Genomic DNA, 17,683 nt, shown 5'->3' with positions numbered 1-17,683 from the left:
GTCATTCTCCTTCCAGTTCGCGTTTCAGGTCATGCAGCAGGCTCAGGCGCTGCTGCTCGAACTTGCGTACCCAGCGCTCGTAGACTTCATGCAGCGGTACCGGGTTGATGAAGTGCAGCTTCTCGCGGCCACGGCGCACAGTGCTGATCAGGTTGGCGTCTTCCAGAAGACCCAGGTGCTGAGTGACCGATTGCCGGGCCATGTCCAGGTGCTCGCACAGCTGGCCCAGGGTCTGGCCGTTGTGTTTGCAGAGCAGATCCAGCAGCGTGCGGCGCGTGGGATCGGCCAGTGCCTTGAAAACTTTGTCTGCGTCGCGCACGTGGTCTACCGCCATGGGAATGTCTTCAATTCCAGTTGTCGATCCTGACGTCGTGGGGGTTGGGCTGGCCCTTGCCGGTCTCCAGCAGGGCCTTCAGGCTCATCAGGAACACCGCCCACTTGGTGCTGCAGTGGGAGGTGAACTCGACGCGCTCTTTCCAGCCTTCATGGGTGAACAGGACGATGCAGTAGTCGCCTTCCTGTTTCAGCGCGAAACGCGCATGCGTGCCGATCCATTCGGCAGGGCCGGCCAGGAACTTCCAGAGCACCAGCTCGCTGGGAATGAGCTGTTCCAGCTGCATTTCCATGGCACCGATTTCCTGGCCGTTATTGGTGAAACGGACCTTGACCGAGCCGCCGGCTTCGCGGTCGCCATGGGTGTCTTCAGCCCACCAGGCGGCGACGCCTTCGGGGGTGGCCAGCGCCTGGTACACCTGGCTTGCGGGGGCCTTGATGCCGACCCTGTGTGCGATATCCACCATTGCAGGTTCCTCGCATGGGCAGGCAGGTGTCGCCCTTGGGATGGACTATATGCAGGCAAATGCCTGCATGTCAAATCCGGCCCAGGGACTTCCGACCCTGGTAGTGCCGGCCGCTGGCCGGCATCCTCGTGACAGCTGATTGACGCGTTGACAGGAGTATGTGCATGACTGAAACAGGAGAGGACACCTTGACCATCCGCCGCGCCAGTGCGGCAGATGCCCCTGCGGTGCTGGCGCTGTTCGATGAGGTGATTGAATGGTTCGTGTCCATTGGCAATCTGCAGCAATGGGGCAGCGAGCCGTGGTCCACGGTGCCGCGCCGGGTCACCCAGGTGACCGATGCGTGCGCGCTGCCTGGCGCATGGGTGGCCCAGAACGAGCAGGGTGAGGTGCGTGCGTTCCTGGCGCTGGGCGAGTCGATGCCCTATGTGCCGGCGCCCGATGGGCCGGAGCTGTACGTGCGGGTATTGGTGGCCTCGCGTGATGCGCGCGTGCGCGGCATTGGCCGTCGCCTGATGGCGTTTGCCGATGAGCAGGCGCGCGCTGCCGGCCTCGACCATCTGCGCGTGGACTGCTATGGCGGAGGCAGCGGTGATCTGGTGCGCTTCTACGAGTCCTGCGGCTACACGCGAATTGCGCCGTTCAACGTGGACGGCTGGCCAGGCATGCTGCTGGGCCGCCAGCTCTGACGCCGCTGCGTCATTCGGTCGCAGCATGCATGCAGGAATCGGTACATCGGTTCGGCGCTAGAGTGAGGTCACCCCCTCCAGGAAGGAGCAGCGCATGTACTACAGCAGTGGCAACTACGAAGCCTTCGCGCGCCCGCGCAAGCCAGCCGGTGTCGATGGCAAGCGCGCCTGGTTTGTGGGGTCGGGGCTGGCCTCGCTGGCCGGCGCCGCGTTCCTGGTGCGCGATGGGCGCATGGCCGGTGAACGCATCACCATTCTTGAACAGCAGCAGATTCCTGGCGGTGCGCTGGATGGCCTGAAGGTGCCGGAAAAGGGTTTCGTGATCCGTGGTGGCCGCGAGATGGAAGATCATTTCGAGTGCCTGTGGGACCTGTTCCGCTCGATACCGTCGCTGGAGATCGAAGATGCCAGCGTGCTGGACGAGTTCTACTGGTTGAACAAGGACGACCCGAACTATTCGCTGCAGCGCGCCACCATCAATCGCGGCGAGGATGCACACACCGATGGCCTGTTCACGCTGACCGAGCAGGCACAGAGGGACATCGTCGCGCTGTTCCTGGCCACCCGTCAGGAGATGGAGAACAAGCGCATCAACGAAGTACTGGGCCGTGATTTCCTGGACAGCAACTTCTGGCTGTACTGGCGAACTATGTTCGCGTTCGAAGAGTGGCATTCGGCGCTGGAGATGAAGCTGTACCTGCATCGCTTCATCCACCATATCGGCGGCCTGCCGGATTTCTCGGCGCTGAAGTTCACGAAGTACAACCAGTACGAATCGCTGGTGCTGCCGCTGGTGAAGTGGTTGCAGGACCAGGGCGTGGTGTTCCAGTACGGTACCGAGGTGACCGACGTCGACTTTGATCTGCAGCCGGACCGCAAGCAGGCCACGCGCATCCATTGGATGCATGACGGTGTAGCCGGTGGCGTGGATCTCGGCGCGGATGATCTGCTGTTCATGACCATCGGTTCGCTGACCGAGAACTCGGATAATGGCGACCACCACACTGCGGCACGCCTGAACGAAGGCCCGGCGCCTGCCTGGGACCTGTGGCGCCGCATTGCCGCGAAGGATGACGCGTTCGGGCATCCGGATGTGTTCGGCGCGCACATTCCAGAAACCAAGTGGGAATCGGCAACGGTGACCACGCTGGATGCGCGCATTCCGGCCTACATCCAGAAGATCGCCAAGCGCGATCCCTTCAGCGGCAAAGTGGTGACCGGCGGCATCGTCAGCGTGCGCGACTCGCGCTGGCTGATGAGCTGGACGGTGAATCGCCAGCCACATTTCAAGAACCAGCCCAAGGACCAGATCGTGGTCTGGGTGTATTCGTTGTTCGTGGATACGCACGGCGACTACGTGAAGAAGCCGATGCAGGACTGCACCGGCGAGGAGATCACGCGCGAATGGCTGTATCACCTGGGCGTGCCGGTGGAAGAGATCGATGAGCTGGCCGCGACCGGCGCGAAGACAGTGCCGGTGATGATGCCGTACATCACGGCGTTCTTCATGCCACGCCAGGCAGGTGACCGCCCGGACGTGGTGCCGGAAGGTGCGGTGAACTTCGCTTTCATCGGCCAGTTCGCCGAATCGAAGCAGCGCGACTGCATCTTCACCACCGAGTACTCGGTGCGCACGCCGATGGAGGCGGTGTACACCTTGCTGGGGATCGAGCGTGGCGTGCCGGAGGTGTTCAATTCCACGTATGACGTGCGCTCGCTGCTGGCCGCGACCGGGCGCCTGCGTGATGGCAAGGAACTGGACATTCCCGGGCCAGCGTTCCTGCGCAACCTGCTGATGAACAAGCTGGACAAGACCCAGATCGGTGGTCTGCTGCGCGAGTTCAAGCTGGTGCAGGAGGACTGAGCGGGGCGTGGGTAGCGCCGGGCCATGCCCGGCGAGCCCGGCAGCGGGTAGTTGACAGCGTTTCAACCTACTAGTAGGTTGGCGACATGAAAGAGTCGCTCTCGCCCAAGGCCCAAGAGATCCTGGCCCATGCCCGTTCGCTGCTGGAGGCCGGTGGCTACAACGGTTTCAGCTACGCCGACGTGTCCGCGCGGGTGAACATCAGCAAGGCCAGCATCCATCACCACTTCCCCAGCAAGGCGGACCTGGTGCGCACGGTGGTTGAACTGTACCGGGCCGAGGCGCGCGAAGGCCTGGCGCTGCTGGACCGGCAGCTGGACGACCCGCTGCAGGAGCTCAACGCCTATGTGGAGTACTGGTCCAGCTGCATTGCAGGGGGGACGTCGTCGTTCTGCATCTGCGCGATGCTGGCAGCGGAGGCGCCGATGATCCCTGCGGAGATTGCCGATGAAGTGCGCGGGCATTTCGAGGATCTGAGCGGGTGGCTGACGGTGACGCTGGAGAAGGGCGCGGCGCTGGGCCAGTTGCGCCTGCAGGGTTCCCCTGCGGACGAGGCCAGGGCGTTCATGTCCTCGGTGCACGGCGCGATGCTGGCCGCGCGCGGTTTTGGTGACGCAGCGACCTTCGCGGCACTGGCACGCTTGGCGATCGCGCGGGTGAGTGCGGCGCTCTGAGAGATGTGTGGTGGGCCTGCGGCGACGCGGGCCTTCTTTTTGAGTCCAATGCCTACCTACTAGTAGGTTCATTCTATCCCTGGAGATGTCCCATGTCCCACCCTCTGTCCACGCTTGGCGTGATCCATACCGCTGTCAGCCTGATCCCGGTGTTGAGTGGCCTGTATGCCTTCATTCGCCATCGCGCAATCGATCCCGCCACGCGCGCGGGCAAGCTGTACCTGGTGGGGCTGGTGCTGTCGGTGGCCACCTCGTTCACCGTGTCCAGCACGGGCGGGATCAACCCCGGCCACGCATTCGGGGTGATCGTGCTGCTGGTGGCATTCGGCGGCGTGCTGGCCGCGCGGCTGCGCTGGCTGGGGCGCGCAGCACCTTATGCATCGACGTTTGCGCTGTCTTTCAGCTTCCTGCTGTCGTTGGTGCCCGGCGTCAACGAAACGCTGACCCGCGTGCCGGCAGCGCATCCGATTGCTGCCGCGCCGATGGCCCCGGTGGTGCTGCACACGCTGCTGGGATTGGCTGCGGTGTTTGTGCTGGGCTTTGCCGCGCAGTGCTGGCGCATGCGGTCTCAACCGGTTCGCAGGCGCCCTTGAGCAGTGGCACCTCAGTCCCGCACGGCCATTTCAGCCAGCAACGACTGCGGTTCGATCAGCGCAGCCGAACGTGTGGCATCCACCCGAACATACCGACTGCAGAAGTTGAACACCCGACCCTCGGCAGGCGCGGATACGTCTGGCGTTGCGTCCGGCGTCTCGATCTCCAGCACTTGATCCACCGCCAGCGCCAGGGTTGCGCTACCGGCGTTGATCAAGAGCACGGCAGGGCTGCCGCCACCGAATGCCGGTTGACCGCTGAGCCTGCGCAGGTCGGCTACCGGCAACGGCTGCGCCCGTACCTCCAGGGTCCGCCGGCCCTGATGATCTGCGGGGCCGAAGGTCTCGGGGCCGCGTATTTCCACGGCAGCCTGGACGTCGATCGCGAACAGGGCCGTGCCTGCACGCAGGACGACGACCTCGAACAACTCGGCGGGCGAGGCACGTGTTTGCGTTGAAGGTTGAGCGGGTACAGGCATGCTGTGGATCTGGCAGGAACGATGGGTAACGCGGGTTGAATGATGACGTGTGCAGGGAGCACGCGGCCGCGTGTGACTACGCGCGCAAGGCGGCGGTTCAGCTGGATCCGACGGACGCATGGTGTGCACTGAGCGGGCCGATGCGCGGAAAGTGCGGACGCAGCAGGCCGACGAGCTGATCCATGCCTGGAACGGAATGGCCAAATTCGTCCCATCGCGCATTGACCAGCCCGGACACGACGATCTGCCCGGTCTCGATGCGGGTCATCGCCCAGTAGGGTACGGCGCGTGCGCCGATTGCCATGTCCAGTACCGGGGTGACGGCGGCGTGCGAACGACTGTCCTGGATGCGGCGCCTGACCGCCTCCAGGCCGTCGGGCGGGCCTTCGATGTACTGGAAAAACCGCTGACCGTCGACGAGCAGCGCTCCGGTAACGTCCACGCGACGGTTGAACGTGGCAGAGCAGGAGACGATCTGCCGGAGGATTTCATCGGAAAGCCCAGCCGACATGTGGCTGGAGTAGGCAAATGCGTGGAGCATGGAAGGGGCTTCGTGTGACGCCCGTCACTATACGTGGGGCGCCGTAGCCCGCCGTGAGCCTTTCCTCACGCATCACCTGGGAGTGATGCGTTGGATCAGCAGCCCACCAGCCGATCCGCGCCAATTCCGCCGCGATGCTGGCTGCGGTATTCGGTAGGACTGGCGTCCACCTGGCCGCGGAAGTGCCGGCGGAACGACTCCTGCGAACCAAAGCCGGCCTGCTCGGCAATCCACTGCAGCGGCCGATCGGTGGTTTCCAGCAGCTCGCGGGCGTAGGCCACGCGCTCGCGGATCAGCCAGTCGATGGGCGACAGGCCGGTGGCCTCCAGGAACTGCCGCTGCAGCGTGCGCTGGCTGAGCGCGGCCTGCTCGGCAAGACTGCCCAACGAGTGCGGCTCGCGCAGGTTGCGGCGCATCCATTCCATCAGTTTTGCCAGACGCGAGGGCTCGCCATTGGGAATGGCCCGGCTGACACGCTGGCTGCGTTCGGCATCACGCCATGGCGCCAGCACCAGCCGTTCGGCCACCAGATTGGCCACGCGCGCGCCGTAATCCTTGCGCACCATGTGCAGCATCATGTCCATGCCGGTGGCCGAGCCGGCCGAGGTGATGATGCTGCCGGTGTCTACATACAGTGCATCTTCGCGCACATCGATGCGCGGGAACTCGCGCGCCAGCGCTTCGGTGAGGCGCCAGTGGGTGGTGGCCTGGCGGCCATCGAGCAGCCCGGCCCACGCCAGCACGAAGGCACCGGAGCAGATCGAAGCGATGCGCGCGCCACGGCCGTGGGCACGGATGAGTGCATCAAGCAGCGCCTGTGGCGGGCGCTCGCTGGGCTCGCGCCAACCGGGAATGACGATGATGTCGGCGTCATCAACTGTGCTGAGGTCGTAGGGAAGCTGCACCTGCGTTCCGCCAAGCATGCGCAGCGCACCCGGTTCACCCGCGCACAGCTGGGCGCGGTACCAGGCCACGCCGAGTTCCGGCCGCACCGGCGCGAACAGGCCAACCGCACAGCCGAATTCGAACAGCCCCTGGCCGTGGCAGGCGACGATGGCAACGAGCGGCGCAGCGGGGTCGGCGGGTGGGCTGGGCATGGCTTGATGCTACGGGTGCAGATGCATGGCGCTGAGTGGTGCGCGGGCATGAGGTGATGCCGGCCAGGCATATGGAGCAGTCGTTCCCCTCTTGTAGAGCCGAGCCCACGCTCGGCTCAATACCGGCAGGGGGATGCATCTGACGCCGTCGCGAGGAGCAGCCGAGCGTGGGCTCGGCTCTACAGGCAGCCGCGCACCGTTGCGGCTGTCTAACCTCATTACCAGCAGTCATGTGGCTGGCCGGATATGACGGTTGGGTGACGTGATCCCGCCTGTCGCGGTGGGTGAACAGGCCCTTGAATGGAAGCGTGTTTCCGGCCCACCCCCACGAGCCCCCATGCCTGCCGCCCACGCCCCTGTCCTGAGCACTCTCGCTGTCCTGATCACAGCCATCCTCGCCGCTTCGCCCAGCCATGCGGCTGAAGCCGATGCGGATCCTGCTGCCGCCGCCGCGACGGCCAACGTGGCCGCGTCCACGCTGGATGCCGTGGTGGTGACCGGCTCGCGCACCAGTACGCGTACGGTGAAGAACAGTTCCACGCCGATCGACGTGATCTCCGCCGAAGACCTCACCGCCACCGGCCAGGCCAACCTGCTGGAAGCACTGCAGCGCGCACTGCCGTCGCTCAGCCAGATTGGTGGCTACCAGAGCGACCAGGAGAGCCTGATCCGTGGCTACCAGCTGCGCAACCTGTCGCCCGGCTACACGCTGGTGCTGGTGAACGGAAAGCGCCGCAATGCCAGTGCCTATGTGAGCGGTGCCAACGGCGGCGGCTTCCCAGGCCACGCCTGGGCCGACCTGGCGCTGATTCCGGTGTCGGCCATCGACCATGTGGAAGTGCTGCGCGATGGTGCGTCGGCCATCTATGGCTCCGACGCGATCACCGGCGTGGTCAACGTGATCCTGAAATCGCAGGCACACGGTGGCGAGCTCGCCGTGGAAAGCGGGCAGAGCGTTGATGGCGATGGCTCGCGCACCAGCGTGCGTGCCAACGTGGGCCTGCCGTGGGGCGCCGATGGCTTCGTCAACCTGTCCGGTGAGACAACGCGGCAGCACCACGCGATCCGTAGCCGCCGCTACATCGATGGCTATCTGAGCTATCCGGCGGTAGATGCCAACGGCAATCTGGTCGCGTTGCGACCGAACAACCGGTTGCCGGCCGGCGCATCGCCGAACCCGGCCGAGGCCGACCGCGATGCCGAGGCCAACACCATCCTCAGTTCGCCATCGTATGCGCTGAAGGCGTTTGCGGTGAACGTGGGCCATGGCCTGGGCGAGAGCGCCCAGTTCTACGCCAATGCCACCGCCAGTGATCGAACCGCGCAGGCGATCCAGAATTTCCGCCTGCCGGCGACCATCTTCACCACCTACAAGGCGCCGGGTGTGCTGAGCGTGTTTCCCGATGGCTTCCTGCCGGTGCTGGAAACCAAGGAGAAGCAGTACACCGGCACCGCAGGTGTCAAAGGCCAGATCGCGGGCTGGGATTACGACGCCAGCCTGACCGGCAATCGCAGCACGGTACGCACCTATACCCGCAACTCGGTGAACTACTCGCTGCCGTACCCCGGTTCGCCCACCGATTTCTATGATGGCAAGCTGGATTACCAGCAGGGCATCGCCAACCTCGACCTGCGCCGTGGCTTCGAGGTGGCTGCGTTCGCCTCGCCGCTGGAAGTGAGCGCAGGTGCCGAGTACCAGCACGAACAGTACGAACGTGGGGCGGGGCAGTGGGAGTCGTATACCGGCTTTGGTGCTGCGGCCTTCGTCGGCTATTCCACTGCGGACGCGGTGAAGGCTACCCGCAACAGCAAGGCGGTCTATGTGGGCGCGGCCACCAACATCACCTCGCGCTGGTATCTGGATGCGGCCGCGCGCTGGGAAGATCACTCCGACTTCGGCAGTGTCTCCACCGGCCGCCTGACCACGCGCTTCGACTTCACCGACGCGCTGGGCGTGCGTGCCACGGTCAGCAACGGTTTCCACGCGCCCAGCCTGGGCGCGCAGTACTACCAGGCCACCGGCAGCTGCCCGTGCGGCACCACGCTGGTGGCGCAGGTGTCTTCGCCGGCGGCGGTTGCGCTGGGTGCGACGCCGCTGAAGCCCGAGAAAGCCACCAACTACAGCCTGGGCGTGACCTGGGACCCGAGCCCGGCGTTCCACCTGGCCGTGGATGCCTACCAGATCGACATCCGTGGCCAGCTCGGCCAGTCCAGCCAGATCGGCTACAACGCGCAGGATCCAGCGCGCATCACCGACAACAGCGGCACGGTGCTGACTGCGGCGCAGAAGAACACCATCGATGCGCTGCTGGGTTCGGCCGGCATCAGCATCCTGCCGGGTGATGCGTTCTACGCCAGCTACTTCACCAACGTTGGCAACACCCGCACGCGCGGTGTCGAGCTGACCCTGGAGGCGAACCAGGAAACCGCGTGGGGCAAGCTGCGCTGGAGCTACGCGGCCAACGTGGGGCGCACCACCATCCAGAAGATCAGCGACATTCCGGCGGCGCTGCAGGGGCTGCCGAACATCAACCTGTTGACCAAGAGCAGCGAGTACGCGCTGCGCTTCCGCACGCCCAGCTACACGCAGGTGGCGGGGTTGGGCTGGCAGAACGGGCGCTGGCGCTCGAACCTCGACTTCACCTACTACGGACCGATCAAGCGCCTGAACAACGGCGTGGAGTACAAGCAGCCGCCGGTGCTGGTGACCAATCTCTCCGGTGCCGTGGAACTGGGTGCAGGCTGGAGTGCGGCGCTGGGCATCAACAACGTGTTCGACAAGCGCACGCGCAAGGTGCCGGAGTACGCGCGCAGTGCCACCGATGTGGCGAGCATCGAGACGACCTGGGACAACGGCGACGTGTTGGGCAACGTCGGCGCGTACTGGTATGGGCGGGTCAGTTACCGGTTTTGAGGTTCACGCCAAAGGCGGCCGGACGTGGTCCGGCATCATCGAGGAGCATTTCATGTCTTCTGCATTGAAGGTGGTGGCAGTGGTGGGGTCACCGACCAGCTCGGCGACGTCGCGCACGTTGCTGCTGGTGCGACACTTGTTGGCGTCGTTGCAGCAGCGGGTGCATGCCAGCGTGGAGCTGGTGGAGCTGGCGCCGATCGCGCGTTCGCTGGGGCAGTCGCTGTCGCGCGATGAAGCGGAGCCAGCCGTAGAGCAGGCACTGCAGGCAATCGAGACGGCCGGTCTGCTGGTGGTCGCGGCACCGGTGTATCGCGGTTCCTATCCCGGGCTGTTCAAGCACCTGGTCGATTTCATCGGGCTGGAAGCGCTGGTGGATACGCCGGTGCTGCTGGCGGCGACCGGTGGCAGCGAGCGCCATGCGTTGGTGATCGACCACCAGTTGCGGCCGTTGTTCAGTTTCCTGCAGGCGCACACGCTGCCGATCGGGGTGTATGCCACGCCTGCCGACTTCGATGGCGAGCACATCAACAGTGCAGCCTTGCAGGCCCGCATCGCACTGGCGGCCGAGCGCGCGGCAGGGCATCTGGCTTCGCAGGCGCTGGCGGTACCGGCGCCGCTGCGAAGGATCGCCTGACGGCATAACCGGCGGCGCTTTGCTTATGGCCAAGGCGCATCTGCATGGCCGGATCTGACCGCCGATTGTCGCCTGGCATCGCCGTGCCGACCGCCGTCATCTCTAGCATCGATATCGAAGTGGCATCGCATTGCCGCACCCCGATGAGGACGACCCCGTGAGTCTGGACGCAACCGACAAGCCCATCCTGTTCCTGCTCGACCGTGAGTTCGAGGACGGACAGATTCCCGGCCAGCGCTTCTTCTGCCGGCATAGCCTGTTGCTGGAAGGTGCGCTGTCGAGCATCGACGGCCTGGACGCGCAGCTGGACGTGCGCCGCATCGGTTTCGCACGGCCGCGCCGGGAGGTGATCGCCGAGATCGGCGAGCAGGACCAGTCGCTGCCGAAGCTGGTGCTGCCGCAGGGCGTGCGCAGTGACCTCGCGAGTGGCGTGCACCAGGACCGCCAGTACATCTCCGGTGCCGAACCGATCCTGGCCGCGCTGAACGGGTTGCTCGGCATCCCCGTGGCCCATCCCTGAGCGAGGACGCGACCATGAGCTATCAGATCAGCGTACTGGACAAGAGCCCGGTGGCCGAAGGCGCCTCGCCGGAGCAGGCGCTGCGCAACAGCCTGCAGCTGGCGCAGCGCGCCGAACAGCTGGGCTATCACCGCTACTGGTTTGCCGAGCACCACGCCGCGCCGACGTTGGCCAGCCCCGCACCGGAAGTGCTGGCCGCCTGGGTGCTGGCGCAGACCCGGCGCATCCGCATCGGCAGCGGTGGGGTCATGCTGCGTCACTACGCGCCGTACAAGGTGGCGGAGAACTTCAACCTGCTGGCCGCGTTGGCGCCAGGGCGCGTGGATCTGGGCGTGGGCAAGGCGCCCGGCGGCCTGCCGGCATCTACCGCTGCATTGGCAGCGGGGCGGCCGGCGTTCGCCGACTTCGACCAGCAACTGCGCGATCTTGAGGGCTATCTGTCCGGCGCCGAAGCCGATGTGCTGGCGCGGCCGATTCCGCAGCAGGCGCCGGAGCGCTTCCTGCTCGGTGCCAGCCCGCAGAGTGCACGGCAGGCGGCCGAGCTGGGCTGGCGTTTCGTCTACGCCGCGCACTTCGACGGCGACCCGAAGCACATCGAGGTCGCGTTCCACGCCTACCGCAGCGTCTCCTCGCAGCCACCGCTGCTGGCCACGGTGGCCTTCGCTGCACCGACTGCTGAAGCCGCAGCGCGTCACATCGGTGCGCTGCGGGTCTACAAGCTGCACCTCGGTCCCGGGCAGGCGGTGAACCTGCCCAGCCCGGAGGCGGCTGCCGAGTATGCGCGCCAGGTGGGGGTGGCCGACTACCGCATCGAGGAAACCCGCCCGAGCGTGTTGTCTGGCGATGCGCAGCACGTGCGCGGCGAACTGGACGCGCTGCACCGGCGCTTCGGCGTGGGCGAGTTCATCCTCGATGCACCGGTGGCCGACCTCGACGCACGCCTGACATCCCTTGAACTGCTGTCGCCCGCGCCGCGCGCGGCGGTGGCCTGACCTGCAGGAGCGATTCCATGAGCACGACCCCGCGCCATATTCCGTTCGGCATCATGTTGCAGGGCCCCGGCAGCCACATGCATGCCTGGAAGCATCCGTCCAACCCGGCCGATGCCAGCGTCAACCTGCAGTTCTACATCGACATCGCGCGCACCGCCGAGGACAACGGCATCGCCTTCGGCTTCGTGGCCGACGGCCTGTACATCAACGAGAAGTCGATCCCGCACTTCCTCAACCGCTTCGAGCCGATCTCGTTGCTGTCGGCGCTGGCCACGGCAACGAAGAAGATCGGCCTGGCCGGCACGCTGTCGACCTCCTACAGCGACCCGTTCACTGTCGCCCGCCAGTTCGCCTCGCTGGATCTGCTCAGCGGCGGCCGCGCTGGCTGGAACGTGGTGACCTCACCGTTGGAAGGTTCGGGTCGCAACTATGGCCGGCCGCACCCGGAGCATTCGCTGCGCTACCAGATCGCCGACGAGTACCTGGAGGTGGTGCAGGGGCTGTGGGATTCGTGGGATGACGACGCCTTCGTGCGCGAGCGCGACAGCGGCACGTTCTTTGCGCCGGAGAAGTTCCGCCGGCTCGACCACAAAGGCCGCTTCTTCCAGGTGGAAGGCCCGCTCAACATCCAGCGTTCGCCGCAGGGACAGCCGGTGATCTTCCAGGCCGGTTCGTCTGATGATGGCATCGCGCTGGCCGGCAAGTACGCCGATGCGGTGTTCACCCATTCGCCATCGCTGGAAGAAACCCGCGCGTTCACCCAGAAGGTGAAGAACTCGGCGATCGCGCACGGCCGCAGCGGCAACGACGTGAAGATCTTCCCGGGCATCGGCCCCATCGTCGGCCGCACCGCCGAGGAGGCCGAAGCCAAGTACCAGGCGATTGCCGCGCTGGCCACGCTGGAGGACGCGCTGGCCTATCTCGGCCGCTTCTTCGACCACCATGACTTCAGCCAGTACGACCCGGATGCACCGTTCCCGGAGCTGGGTGACATCGGCAGTAACTCATTCCGTTCCACCACCGACCGCATCAAGCAGGATGCGCGTGAGAAGGGGCTTAGCCTGCGCCAGGTGGCGCTTGAAGCGGTGAGCCCGCGACCAAACTTCATCGGCACGCCGGAGCACGTGGCCGATGAGCTGATCCGTTGGTTCGACGCCGGTGCCAGCGACGGCTTCATTCTCGGCTTTGCCGCACAGCGCGAAGGCCTGGATGATTTCGTGACCCACGTGCTGCCGATCCTGCAGGCCCGTGGCTACCACCAGCGTGAACTGGAAGGGCAGACCCTGCGTGAGCATCTGGGACTGCCGTACAAGGCCAGCCGGTATGCGGCCGATGCCGAACCGGCGCGGAAGGCGGGGTAGGGCGATGAGCGGAGAGAATTCGGTAGCGCCCGGCCATGCCCGGCGAGACCCCGCGTCCATCGGCGTGCTGCCCGAAATCGCGGCACGCGCCGAGGCGGCCATCGCGATCCGCCATGACCTGCACCGGCATCCGGAGCTGGCCTTCGAGGAGCACCGCACCAGCGCCCGTGTGGCCGAGCTGCTGCAACAGTGGGGCTATGAGGTCACCACCGGGCTCGGTGGCACAGGCGTTGTCGGCACGCTGCAACGCGGGCAGGGCGGCCGTCGTCTCGGCCTGCGCGCCGACATCGATGCACTGCCGATCCACGAAGACTCGGGGCTGGCCTACGCCAGCCAGAACGAAGGGCTGATGCATGCCTGTGGCCACGATGGGCATACCGCCATCCTGCTGTCCGCCGCGCATTACCTGGCCCATCACGGCAATATCGACGGCACCCTGCAGCTGGTGTTCCAGCCGGCCGAGGAGACGGGTTCGGGCGCATCGAAGATGATTGCCGACGGCCTGTTCGAGCGCTTCCCGGTGGACGCGATCTATGGCCTGCACAACTGGCCGGGCGTGCCGGTGGGCCACTTCGGCTTTGTCGATGGCCCGGCGATGGCGTCGGTGGACTGGGCACGGCTGAAGGTGATCGGAAAGGGTGGCCACGGTGCCGAGCCGCAGGGCAGCGTGGATCCGATCCTGGTCGCCGCGCACATCATCACTGCATTGCAGAGTGTGGTGTCGCGCAATGTCGACCCGCGGCAGATGGGCGTGGTCACCGTCGGTTCGATCCACGGTGGACAGGCCGCCAATGTGATTCCGGACGTGGTCGAGCTGAAGCTGACCGTGCGCGCCTACCTGCCCGAGGTGCGCGACACGCTGCGCCGCCGGGTGACCGGGATTGCCGAGCAGACCGCTGCCGCTTTCGGGGCACGCGCCGAAATCGAGTTCCCGCGTGGCTTCCCCAGCGTGATCAACCACCCGCAGCAGACCGCCTACATCCGCGACGTGGCCGTGCAGGGCTTCGGCAACGAACAGGTGGTGCCGGAGTTCGCGCCGCGCACCGCCAGCGAGGACTTCGCTTTCCTGTTGCAGGCACGGCCCGGGAGTTTCGTGTTCGTCGGCAACGGCGACAGCGCACCGTTGCACAGCCCGCGCTATGTGTTCAACGACGCCGCAATCGCACCCGCCGCCAGCCTGTGGGCACGGCTGGCCGAAGACTATCTGGTGAAGGACGTGGCATGAGCAGCAACGAACGCTTCTTCTACACCTCGGTGGATGATCCGCTGGCACGGCCTCTGTTCGATGGCCTGGAGCAGGAATACGACAGTCGCTACGCCGATGTGCGCCGACGCATCGGCGGCAGCGCCCGCGAGGAACTGCAGCGCTACCCGGCGCAGGCCTTTGCTGCCCCGGTAGGTGCCTTCGTGCTGCTGCTGCGCGATGGCGTGGCGATCTCCGGCGGCGCGTTCATGCCGCACCGCGATCTGGACACTGCCGAATTCAAGCGAATCTGGACGCTGCCCGGGCTGCGTCGCCAGGGCATCGCGCGGCGCGTGCTGCAGGAGCTGGAAGACCAGGCGGCGCGGCAGGGATACCGGCGGGTGTTCCTGACGACGGGCTTCCGCCAGCCTGAAGCTGTTGGCCTGTACCTCAGCCATGGCTACACCGCGCTGTTCGATCTGGAGGCCGACCCGGAAACGGTTGCGCATCTGCCGTTCGAGAAACATCTGCGGGCAGCGACGCCTGTCGTTGCGCCTGCGCTTGCCGCGCTGTACGGGGCCCACGCATGAGTACGCCGTCGACCGCGCTGGAGGGCATCGCCGCTCGTCCGGCGCCAGCACCGGCGCTGAAAATAGTGCCGGCCCGGCATCCGCTGCAGATCTTCGGCACGGTGCTGGCACTGGCGCTGATCCTGATCGGGCTGCAGTCCGTGCTGGGCAACCCGCGCTGGGGCTGGGGCACCTTTGCGGAGTGGTTCTTCGCACGTCCGGTGCTGGAAGGCCTGGGGCGCACGTTGCTGCTGACCGCACTCGGTACCGGGCTCGGCTTCGCACTGGGCACCTTGCTGGCCCTGGCCCGCGTCTCCGGTTCGCCGTTGCTGTCGGCGGTGTCGTGGGGCTACGTGTGGTTGTTCCGTTCGATCCCGCTGCTGGTGCTGTTGCTGCTGCTGAACAATCTGGGCTACCTGTACAGCACCATCGAGCTGGGTGTGCCGTTCACCGGCATCAGCCTGTTCTCGTACCCGACCACGCAGCTGATCGGTGTGTTCACCGCTGCGGTGCTGGGTCTTACCTTGAACCAGGCGGCGTTCTCGGCGGAGGTGATCCGCGGCGGTATCCTGTCGGTCGACCAGGGCCAGTACGAGGCCGCGGCCGCGCTCGGCCTGCCGCGCGGTCGCCAGGTGCGCCGCATCATCCTGCCGCAGGCGATGCGTTCGATCCTGCCTGCGGCGTTCAACGATGTGATCGGCCTGGCCAAGAGCACCTCGGTGGTCTACGTGCTGGCGCTGCCGGAGCTGTTCTACACCGTGCAGGTGATCTACCGCCGCAACCTGGAAGTGGTGCCGCTGCTGATGGTGGCCACGGTCTGGTACCTGGTGATCCTGACCGTGTTGTCGCTGCTGCAGCGGCGCGTGGAACAGCGCTTCGCGCGCGGACAGCTGCAGCGCGAGCGCTCGGTGTCGCGGGTGTCGTCACCGGTGCGGACATCCAGTGATGCTGCGCCGCGCGTGGCCAGCCGCCCGCGCATCGCCACTCAGGTTGAAGCGGGCGAGGGCGCGGCGGTGTCGCTGCATGGTGTGGGCAAGGCGTTTGGCGATCAGCCGGTGCTGGAAGACGTGAACCTGGACCTGCGCGCCGGCAGCGTGACGGTGCTGATCGGCCCTTCGGGCGCCGGCAAGTCCACGCTGCTGCGGCTGATCAATCATCTGGAACGCGCCGACAGCGGTTACGTGACCGTCGGAGGCCAGCTGATCGGCTACCGTCGCGAGGGCGACACCCTGTACGAGCTGCCCGAACGCGAGATCCGCCGCCGGCGCGCCGAAGTGGGCATGGTGTTCCAGGGCTTCAACCTGTTCCCGCACCTGACCGCGCTGGAGAACATCATCGAAGCGCCGATCGCAGTACGCGGTGTACCGCGCGCGCAGGCCGAGCAGCAGGCGCGGACGCTGCTGGAGCGGGTTGGCCTGGCCGACAAGGCCGATGCGTTCCCGCGCCAGCTGTCCGGTGGCCAGCAGCAGCGCATCGCGATTGCGCGGGCACTGGCGCTGCAGCCGAAGGTACTGCTGTTCGACGAACCCACATCGGCGCTGGACCCGGAACTGGTGGCCGAGGTGCTGAGTGTGATCGAAGAACTGGCCCGTTCCGGCACCACGCTGGTGATCGTCACCCATGAGCTGAGCTTCGCCCGCCGCGTGGCCGACCACGTGGTGATGATGGACCAAGGGCGGGTGATCGAGCAGGGCACGCCCGAGGTGCTGTTCGAACGCCCGCGCCAACAGCGCACCGCCGATTTCCTGGCCAAGACCCTGTAACCCCGGAAGGAACACCATGAGCCCTGCAGCACCGCGTCGTCCCTCGCGCAGCACCCTGTTGATCGCAGGCGTGCTGGTCATCGGCATCGCCGGCATCGTCTACTCGCGCGTGCGCCAGACTCCGGATGCCGGCGCCGTGGCCGCGACCAGCCTGGCCGGCGCGAACACCGCCATCCTGAAGGGCACGCTCGACCCGAAGGCGCAGGCCTTGATTCCGGCTGGCTACCGCTTCGTCACGCCGGGGGCGTTCACCGTGGCGACCCATCCGGGGCAGCTGCCGCTGGCCGACTACGGCGCCGACAGCAAGGACGTAGTCGGCATCGAGCCCGACATCGCCCGCCTGATCGCCGATGCGCTTGGCCTGAAGCTGGTGATCGTGCCGGTGGCGTGGGCCGACTGGCCGCTGGGGCTGGAATCGGGCAAGTACGATGCGGTGCTGTCGAACGTGACGGTCACCGAGGAGCGAAAGAAGAAGTTCGATTTCTCCAGCTACCGTTACGACCTGCTGGGCATCTACACGCGCACTGATGGGCCGATCCAGAAGATCGAGAAGCCGGCCGACGTTGCCGGGCTGAAGGTGGTGGTCGGTGCCAGCACCAACCAGGACCAGATCCTGCGGCAGTGGGACCAGCAGAACATCGCTGCCGGCTTGAAGCCGGTGGAGTACCAGTACTTCGATGACGCGGTGGTCGGCCGGTTGGCGGTGATCACCGGGCGGGCCGATGTCTCGTTCGAGCCCAATGCCACCGGCGCGTACTCGGCACGCGACGGCAAGGTGCGGCGCGTGGGGCTGTTCCCCGGCGGCTGGCCGAACGCTGCGGCGATCTCGGTGACCACCCGCAAGGGCAGCGGCCTGGCTGATGCGGTGACGCAGGCGCTGAACACGCAGATTGCCAGTGGTACCTATGCGCAGGCGCTGAAGCGATGGAACGTGGCCGAGGAAGCCGTGCCGCAGTCGCAGACCAACCCGCCGGGATTGCCAACGCTGCAATGACACCGGGCGTGGCCCG

Annotated in this window: 18 protein-coding genes; 13 read left to right on the top strand and 5 right to left on the bottom strand. The window is 66.2% G+C overall.

All coding sequences use genetic code 11. From position 1 onward, the window contains the following. Position 1: 1 nt before the first annotated feature. Positions 2-334, bottom strand: coding sequence for an ArsR/SmtB family transcription factor (locus AC5P8Y_RS12715; RefSeq protein WP_049430470.1), 333 nt, complete (start codon positions 332-334; stop codon positions 2-4). A 10-nt stretch (positions 335-344) separates the two neighbouring features. Beyond that, a complete protein-coding gene (locus AC5P8Y_RS12710) occupies positions 345-800 on the bottom strand; it encodes an SRPBCC family protein (RefSeq protein WP_033834650.1) in 456 nt (151 codons plus the stop codon). Between the two features lie 164 nt (positions 801-964). Here AC5P8Y_RS12710 and AC5P8Y_RS12705 point away from each other — a divergent pair, with 164 nt between their 5' ends. The 4 genes from AC5P8Y_RS12705 (at position 965) to AC5P8Y_RS12690 (ending at position 4,620) form a co-directional block, all read left to right on the top strand. Further along, the gene (locus tag AC5P8Y_RS12705) at positions 965-1,489 is read left to right on the top strand and encodes a GNAT family N-acetyltransferase (protein ID WP_033834651.1); all 525 of its coding nucleotides are present in this window, start codon (positions 965-967) and stop codon (positions 1,487-1,489) included. 94 nt (positions 1,490-1,583) lie between these two features. After that, positions 1,584-3,353, top strand: a complete 1,770-nt coding sequence (locus AC5P8Y_RS12700) for an oleate hydratase (protein WP_445950005.1) — start codon at positions 1,584-1,586, stop codon at positions 3,351-3,353. An 86-nt stretch (positions 3,354-3,439) separates the two neighbouring features. Then, a complete protein-coding gene (locus AC5P8Y_RS12695; RefSeq protein WP_099529756.1) occupies positions 3,440-4,027 on the top strand; it encodes a TetR/AcrR family transcriptional regulator in 588 nt (195 codons plus the stop codon). A 92-nt stretch (positions 4,028-4,119) separates the two neighbouring features. Beyond that, positions 4,120-4,620: a hypothetical protein gene (locus AC5P8Y_RS12690; protein ID WP_414497908.1), complete on the top strand. Its 501-nt coding sequence runs from the start codon at positions 4,120-4,122 to the stop codon at positions 4,618-4,620. Between the two features lie 11 nt (positions 4,621-4,631). Here AC5P8Y_RS12690 and AC5P8Y_RS12685 read toward each other — a convergent pair whose 3' ends face one another. The 3 genes from AC5P8Y_RS12685 to ftrA form a co-directional block, all read right to left on the bottom strand. After that, complete coding sequence (locus tag AC5P8Y_RS12685; protein WP_111172566.1) at positions 4,632-5,099, bottom strand: chemotaxis protein CheW; 468 nt, start codon at positions 5,097-5,099, stop codon at positions 4,632-4,634. Between the two features lie 97 nt (positions 5,100-5,196). Continuing rightward, complete coding sequence (locus tag AC5P8Y_RS12680) at positions 5,197-5,640, bottom strand: BLUF domain-containing protein (RefSeq protein ID WP_445950004.1); 444 nt, start codon at positions 5,638-5,640, stop codon at positions 5,197-5,199. A gap of 95 nt (positions 5,641-5,735) precedes the next feature. Beyond that, positions 5,736-6,737, bottom strand: coding sequence for a transcriptional regulator FtrA (gene ftrA / locus AC5P8Y_RS12675; RefSeq protein ID WP_495201988.1), 1,002 nt, complete (start codon positions 6,735-6,737; stop codon positions 5,736-5,738). A gap of 337 nt (positions 6,738-7,074) precedes the next feature. On the opposite strand from ftrA, the gene AC5P8Y_RS12670 reads away from it, so the two are divergent. The 9 genes from AC5P8Y_RS12670 to AC5P8Y_RS12630 all read left to right on the top strand — a co-directional run bounded on the left by AC5P8Y_RS12670 (position 7,075) and on the right by AC5P8Y_RS12630 (position 17,667). Beyond that, positions 7,075-9,651: a TonB-dependent receptor plug domain-containing protein gene (locus tag AC5P8Y_RS12670; protein WP_164135189.1), complete on the top strand. Its 2,577-nt coding sequence runs from the start codon at positions 7,075-7,077 to the stop codon at positions 9,649-9,651. 52 nt (positions 9,652-9,703) lie between these two features. After that, the gene (msuE, locus tag AC5P8Y_RS12665; RefSeq protein WP_049403172.1) at positions 9,704-10,285 is read left to right on the top strand and encodes an FMN reductase; all 582 of its coding nucleotides are present in this window, start codon (positions 9,704-9,706) and stop codon (positions 10,283-10,285) included. Between the two features lie 157 nt (positions 10,286-10,442). Continuing rightward, positions 10,443-10,805, top strand: coding sequence for a DUF3088 family protein (locus AC5P8Y_RS12660; protein ID WP_005409341.1), 363 nt, complete (start codon positions 10,443-10,445; stop codon positions 10,803-10,805). A 14-nt stretch (positions 10,806-10,819) separates the two neighbouring features. Then, entirely contained in the window at positions 10,820-11,797 is a 978-nt protein-coding gene (locus AC5P8Y_RS12655) for an MsnO8 family LLM class oxidoreductase (RefSeq protein WP_049452691.1), read from the top strand. A 17-nt stretch (positions 11,798-11,814) separates the two neighbouring features. Further along, the gene (locus AC5P8Y_RS12650; RefSeq protein ID WP_164133527.1) at positions 11,815-13,158 is read left to right on the top strand and encodes an LLM class flavin-dependent oxidoreductase; all 1,344 of its coding nucleotides are present in this window, start codon (positions 11,815-11,817) and stop codon (positions 13,156-13,158) included. A gap of 4 nt (positions 13,159-13,162) precedes the next feature. Next, positions 13,163-14,383 carry a M20 aminoacylase family protein gene (locus AC5P8Y_RS12645; protein ID WP_164133526.1) on the top strand — a complete coding sequence of 407 codons (1,221 nt, stop codon included), beginning with the start codon at positions 13,163-13,165 and terminating at the stop codon, positions 14,381-14,383. Then, positions 14,380-14,931 (top strand): GNAT family N-acetyltransferase, encoded by a 552-nt coding sequence (locus tag AC5P8Y_RS12640; RefSeq protein ID WP_164133525.1) that lies wholly within the window; start codon positions 14,380-14,382, stop codon positions 14,929-14,931. The genes AC5P8Y_RS12645 and AC5P8Y_RS12640 overlap by 4 nt, the downstream gene beginning before the upstream one ends. Continuing rightward, positions 14,928-16,673, top strand: coding sequence for an amino acid ABC transporter permease/ATP-binding protein (locus tag AC5P8Y_RS12635; RefSeq protein WP_080240939.1), 1,746 nt, complete (start codon positions 14,928-14,930; stop codon positions 16,671-16,673). Before AC5P8Y_RS12640 ends, AC5P8Y_RS12635 begins: the two co-directional genes overlap by 4 nt. Positions 16,674-16,689: 16 nt before the next feature. Continuing rightward, positions 16,690-17,667, top strand: coding sequence for an ABC transporter substrate-binding protein (locus AC5P8Y_RS12630; RefSeq protein WP_005409347.1), 978 nt, complete (start codon positions 16,690-16,692; stop codon positions 17,665-17,667). Positions 17,668-17,683: the final 16 nt, after the last annotated feature.

This window comes from Stenotrophomonas sp. YJH_SMC_12-1 (assembly GCF_059370935.1).
The sequence above is the reverse complement of the archived record's forward strand: the minus strand, read 5'-3'. Positions and strand labels throughout refer to the sequence as shown.

Excerpts from the sequence above, each read along its gene's own strand:
- AC5P8Y_RS12715 (WP_049430470.1), bottom strand. The coding sequence starts at position 334 with ATGGCGGTAGACCACGTGCGCGACGCAGACAAAGTTTTCAAGGCACTG.
- AC5P8Y_RS12710 (WP_033834650.1), bottom strand. The coding sequence starts at position 800 with ATGGTGGATATCGCACACAGGGTCGGCATCAAGGCCCCCGCAAGCCAG.
- AC5P8Y_RS12705 (WP_033834651.1), top strand. The coding sequence starts at position 965 with ATGACTGAAACAGGAGAGGACACCTTGACCATCCGCCGCGCCAGTGCG.
- AC5P8Y_RS12700 (WP_445950005.1), top strand. The coding sequence starts at position 1,584 with ATGTACTACAGCAGTGGCAACTACGAAGCCTTCGCGCGCCCGCGCAAG.
- AC5P8Y_RS12695 (WP_099529756.1), top strand. The coding sequence starts at position 3,440 with ATGAAAGAGTCGCTCTCGCCCAAGGCCCAAGAGATCCTGGCCCATGCC.
- AC5P8Y_RS12690 (WP_414497908.1), top strand. The coding sequence starts at position 4,120 with ATGTCCCACCCTCTGTCCACGCTTGGCGTGATCCATACCGCTGTCAGC.
- AC5P8Y_RS12685 (WP_111172566.1), bottom strand. The coding sequence starts at position 5,099 with ATGCCTGTACCCGCTCAACCTTCAACGCAAACACGTGCCTCGCCCGCC.
- AC5P8Y_RS12680 (WP_445950004.1), bottom strand. The coding sequence starts at position 5,640 with ATGCTCCACGCATTTGCCTACTCCAGCCACATGTCGGCTGGGCTTTCC.
- ftrA (WP_495201988.1), bottom strand. The coding sequence starts at position 6,737 with ATGCCCAGCCCACCCGCCGACCCCGCTGCGCCGCTCGTTGCCATCGTC.
- AC5P8Y_RS12670 (WP_164135189.1), top strand. The coding sequence starts at position 7,075 with ATGCCTGCCGCCCACGCCCCTGTCCTGAGCACTCTCGCTGTCCTGATC.
- msuE (WP_049403172.1), top strand. The coding sequence starts at position 9,704 with ATGTCTTCTGCATTGAAGGTGGTGGCAGTGGTGGGGTCACCGACCAGC.
- AC5P8Y_RS12655 (WP_049452691.1), top strand. The coding sequence starts at position 10,820 with ATGAGCTATCAGATCAGCGTACTGGACAAGAGCCCGGTGGCCGAAGGC.
- AC5P8Y_RS12650 (WP_164133527.1), top strand. The coding sequence starts at position 11,815 with ATGAGCACGACCCCGCGCCATATTCCGTTCGGCATCATGTTGCAGGGC.
- AC5P8Y_RS12645 (WP_164133526.1), top strand. The coding sequence starts at position 13,163 with ATGAGCGGAGAGAATTCGGTAGCGCCCGGCCATGCCCGGCGAGACCCC.
- AC5P8Y_RS12640 (WP_164133525.1), top strand. The coding sequence starts at position 14,380 with ATGAGCAGCAACGAACGCTTCTTCTACACCTCGGTGGATGATCCGCTG.
- AC5P8Y_RS12635 (WP_080240939.1), top strand. The coding sequence starts at position 14,928 with ATGAGTACGCCGTCGACCGCGCTGGAGGGCATCGCCGCTCGTCCGGCG.
- AC5P8Y_RS12630 (WP_005409347.1), top strand. The coding sequence starts at position 16,690 with ATGAGCCCTGCAGCACCGCGTCGTCCCTCGCGCAGCACCCTGTTGATC.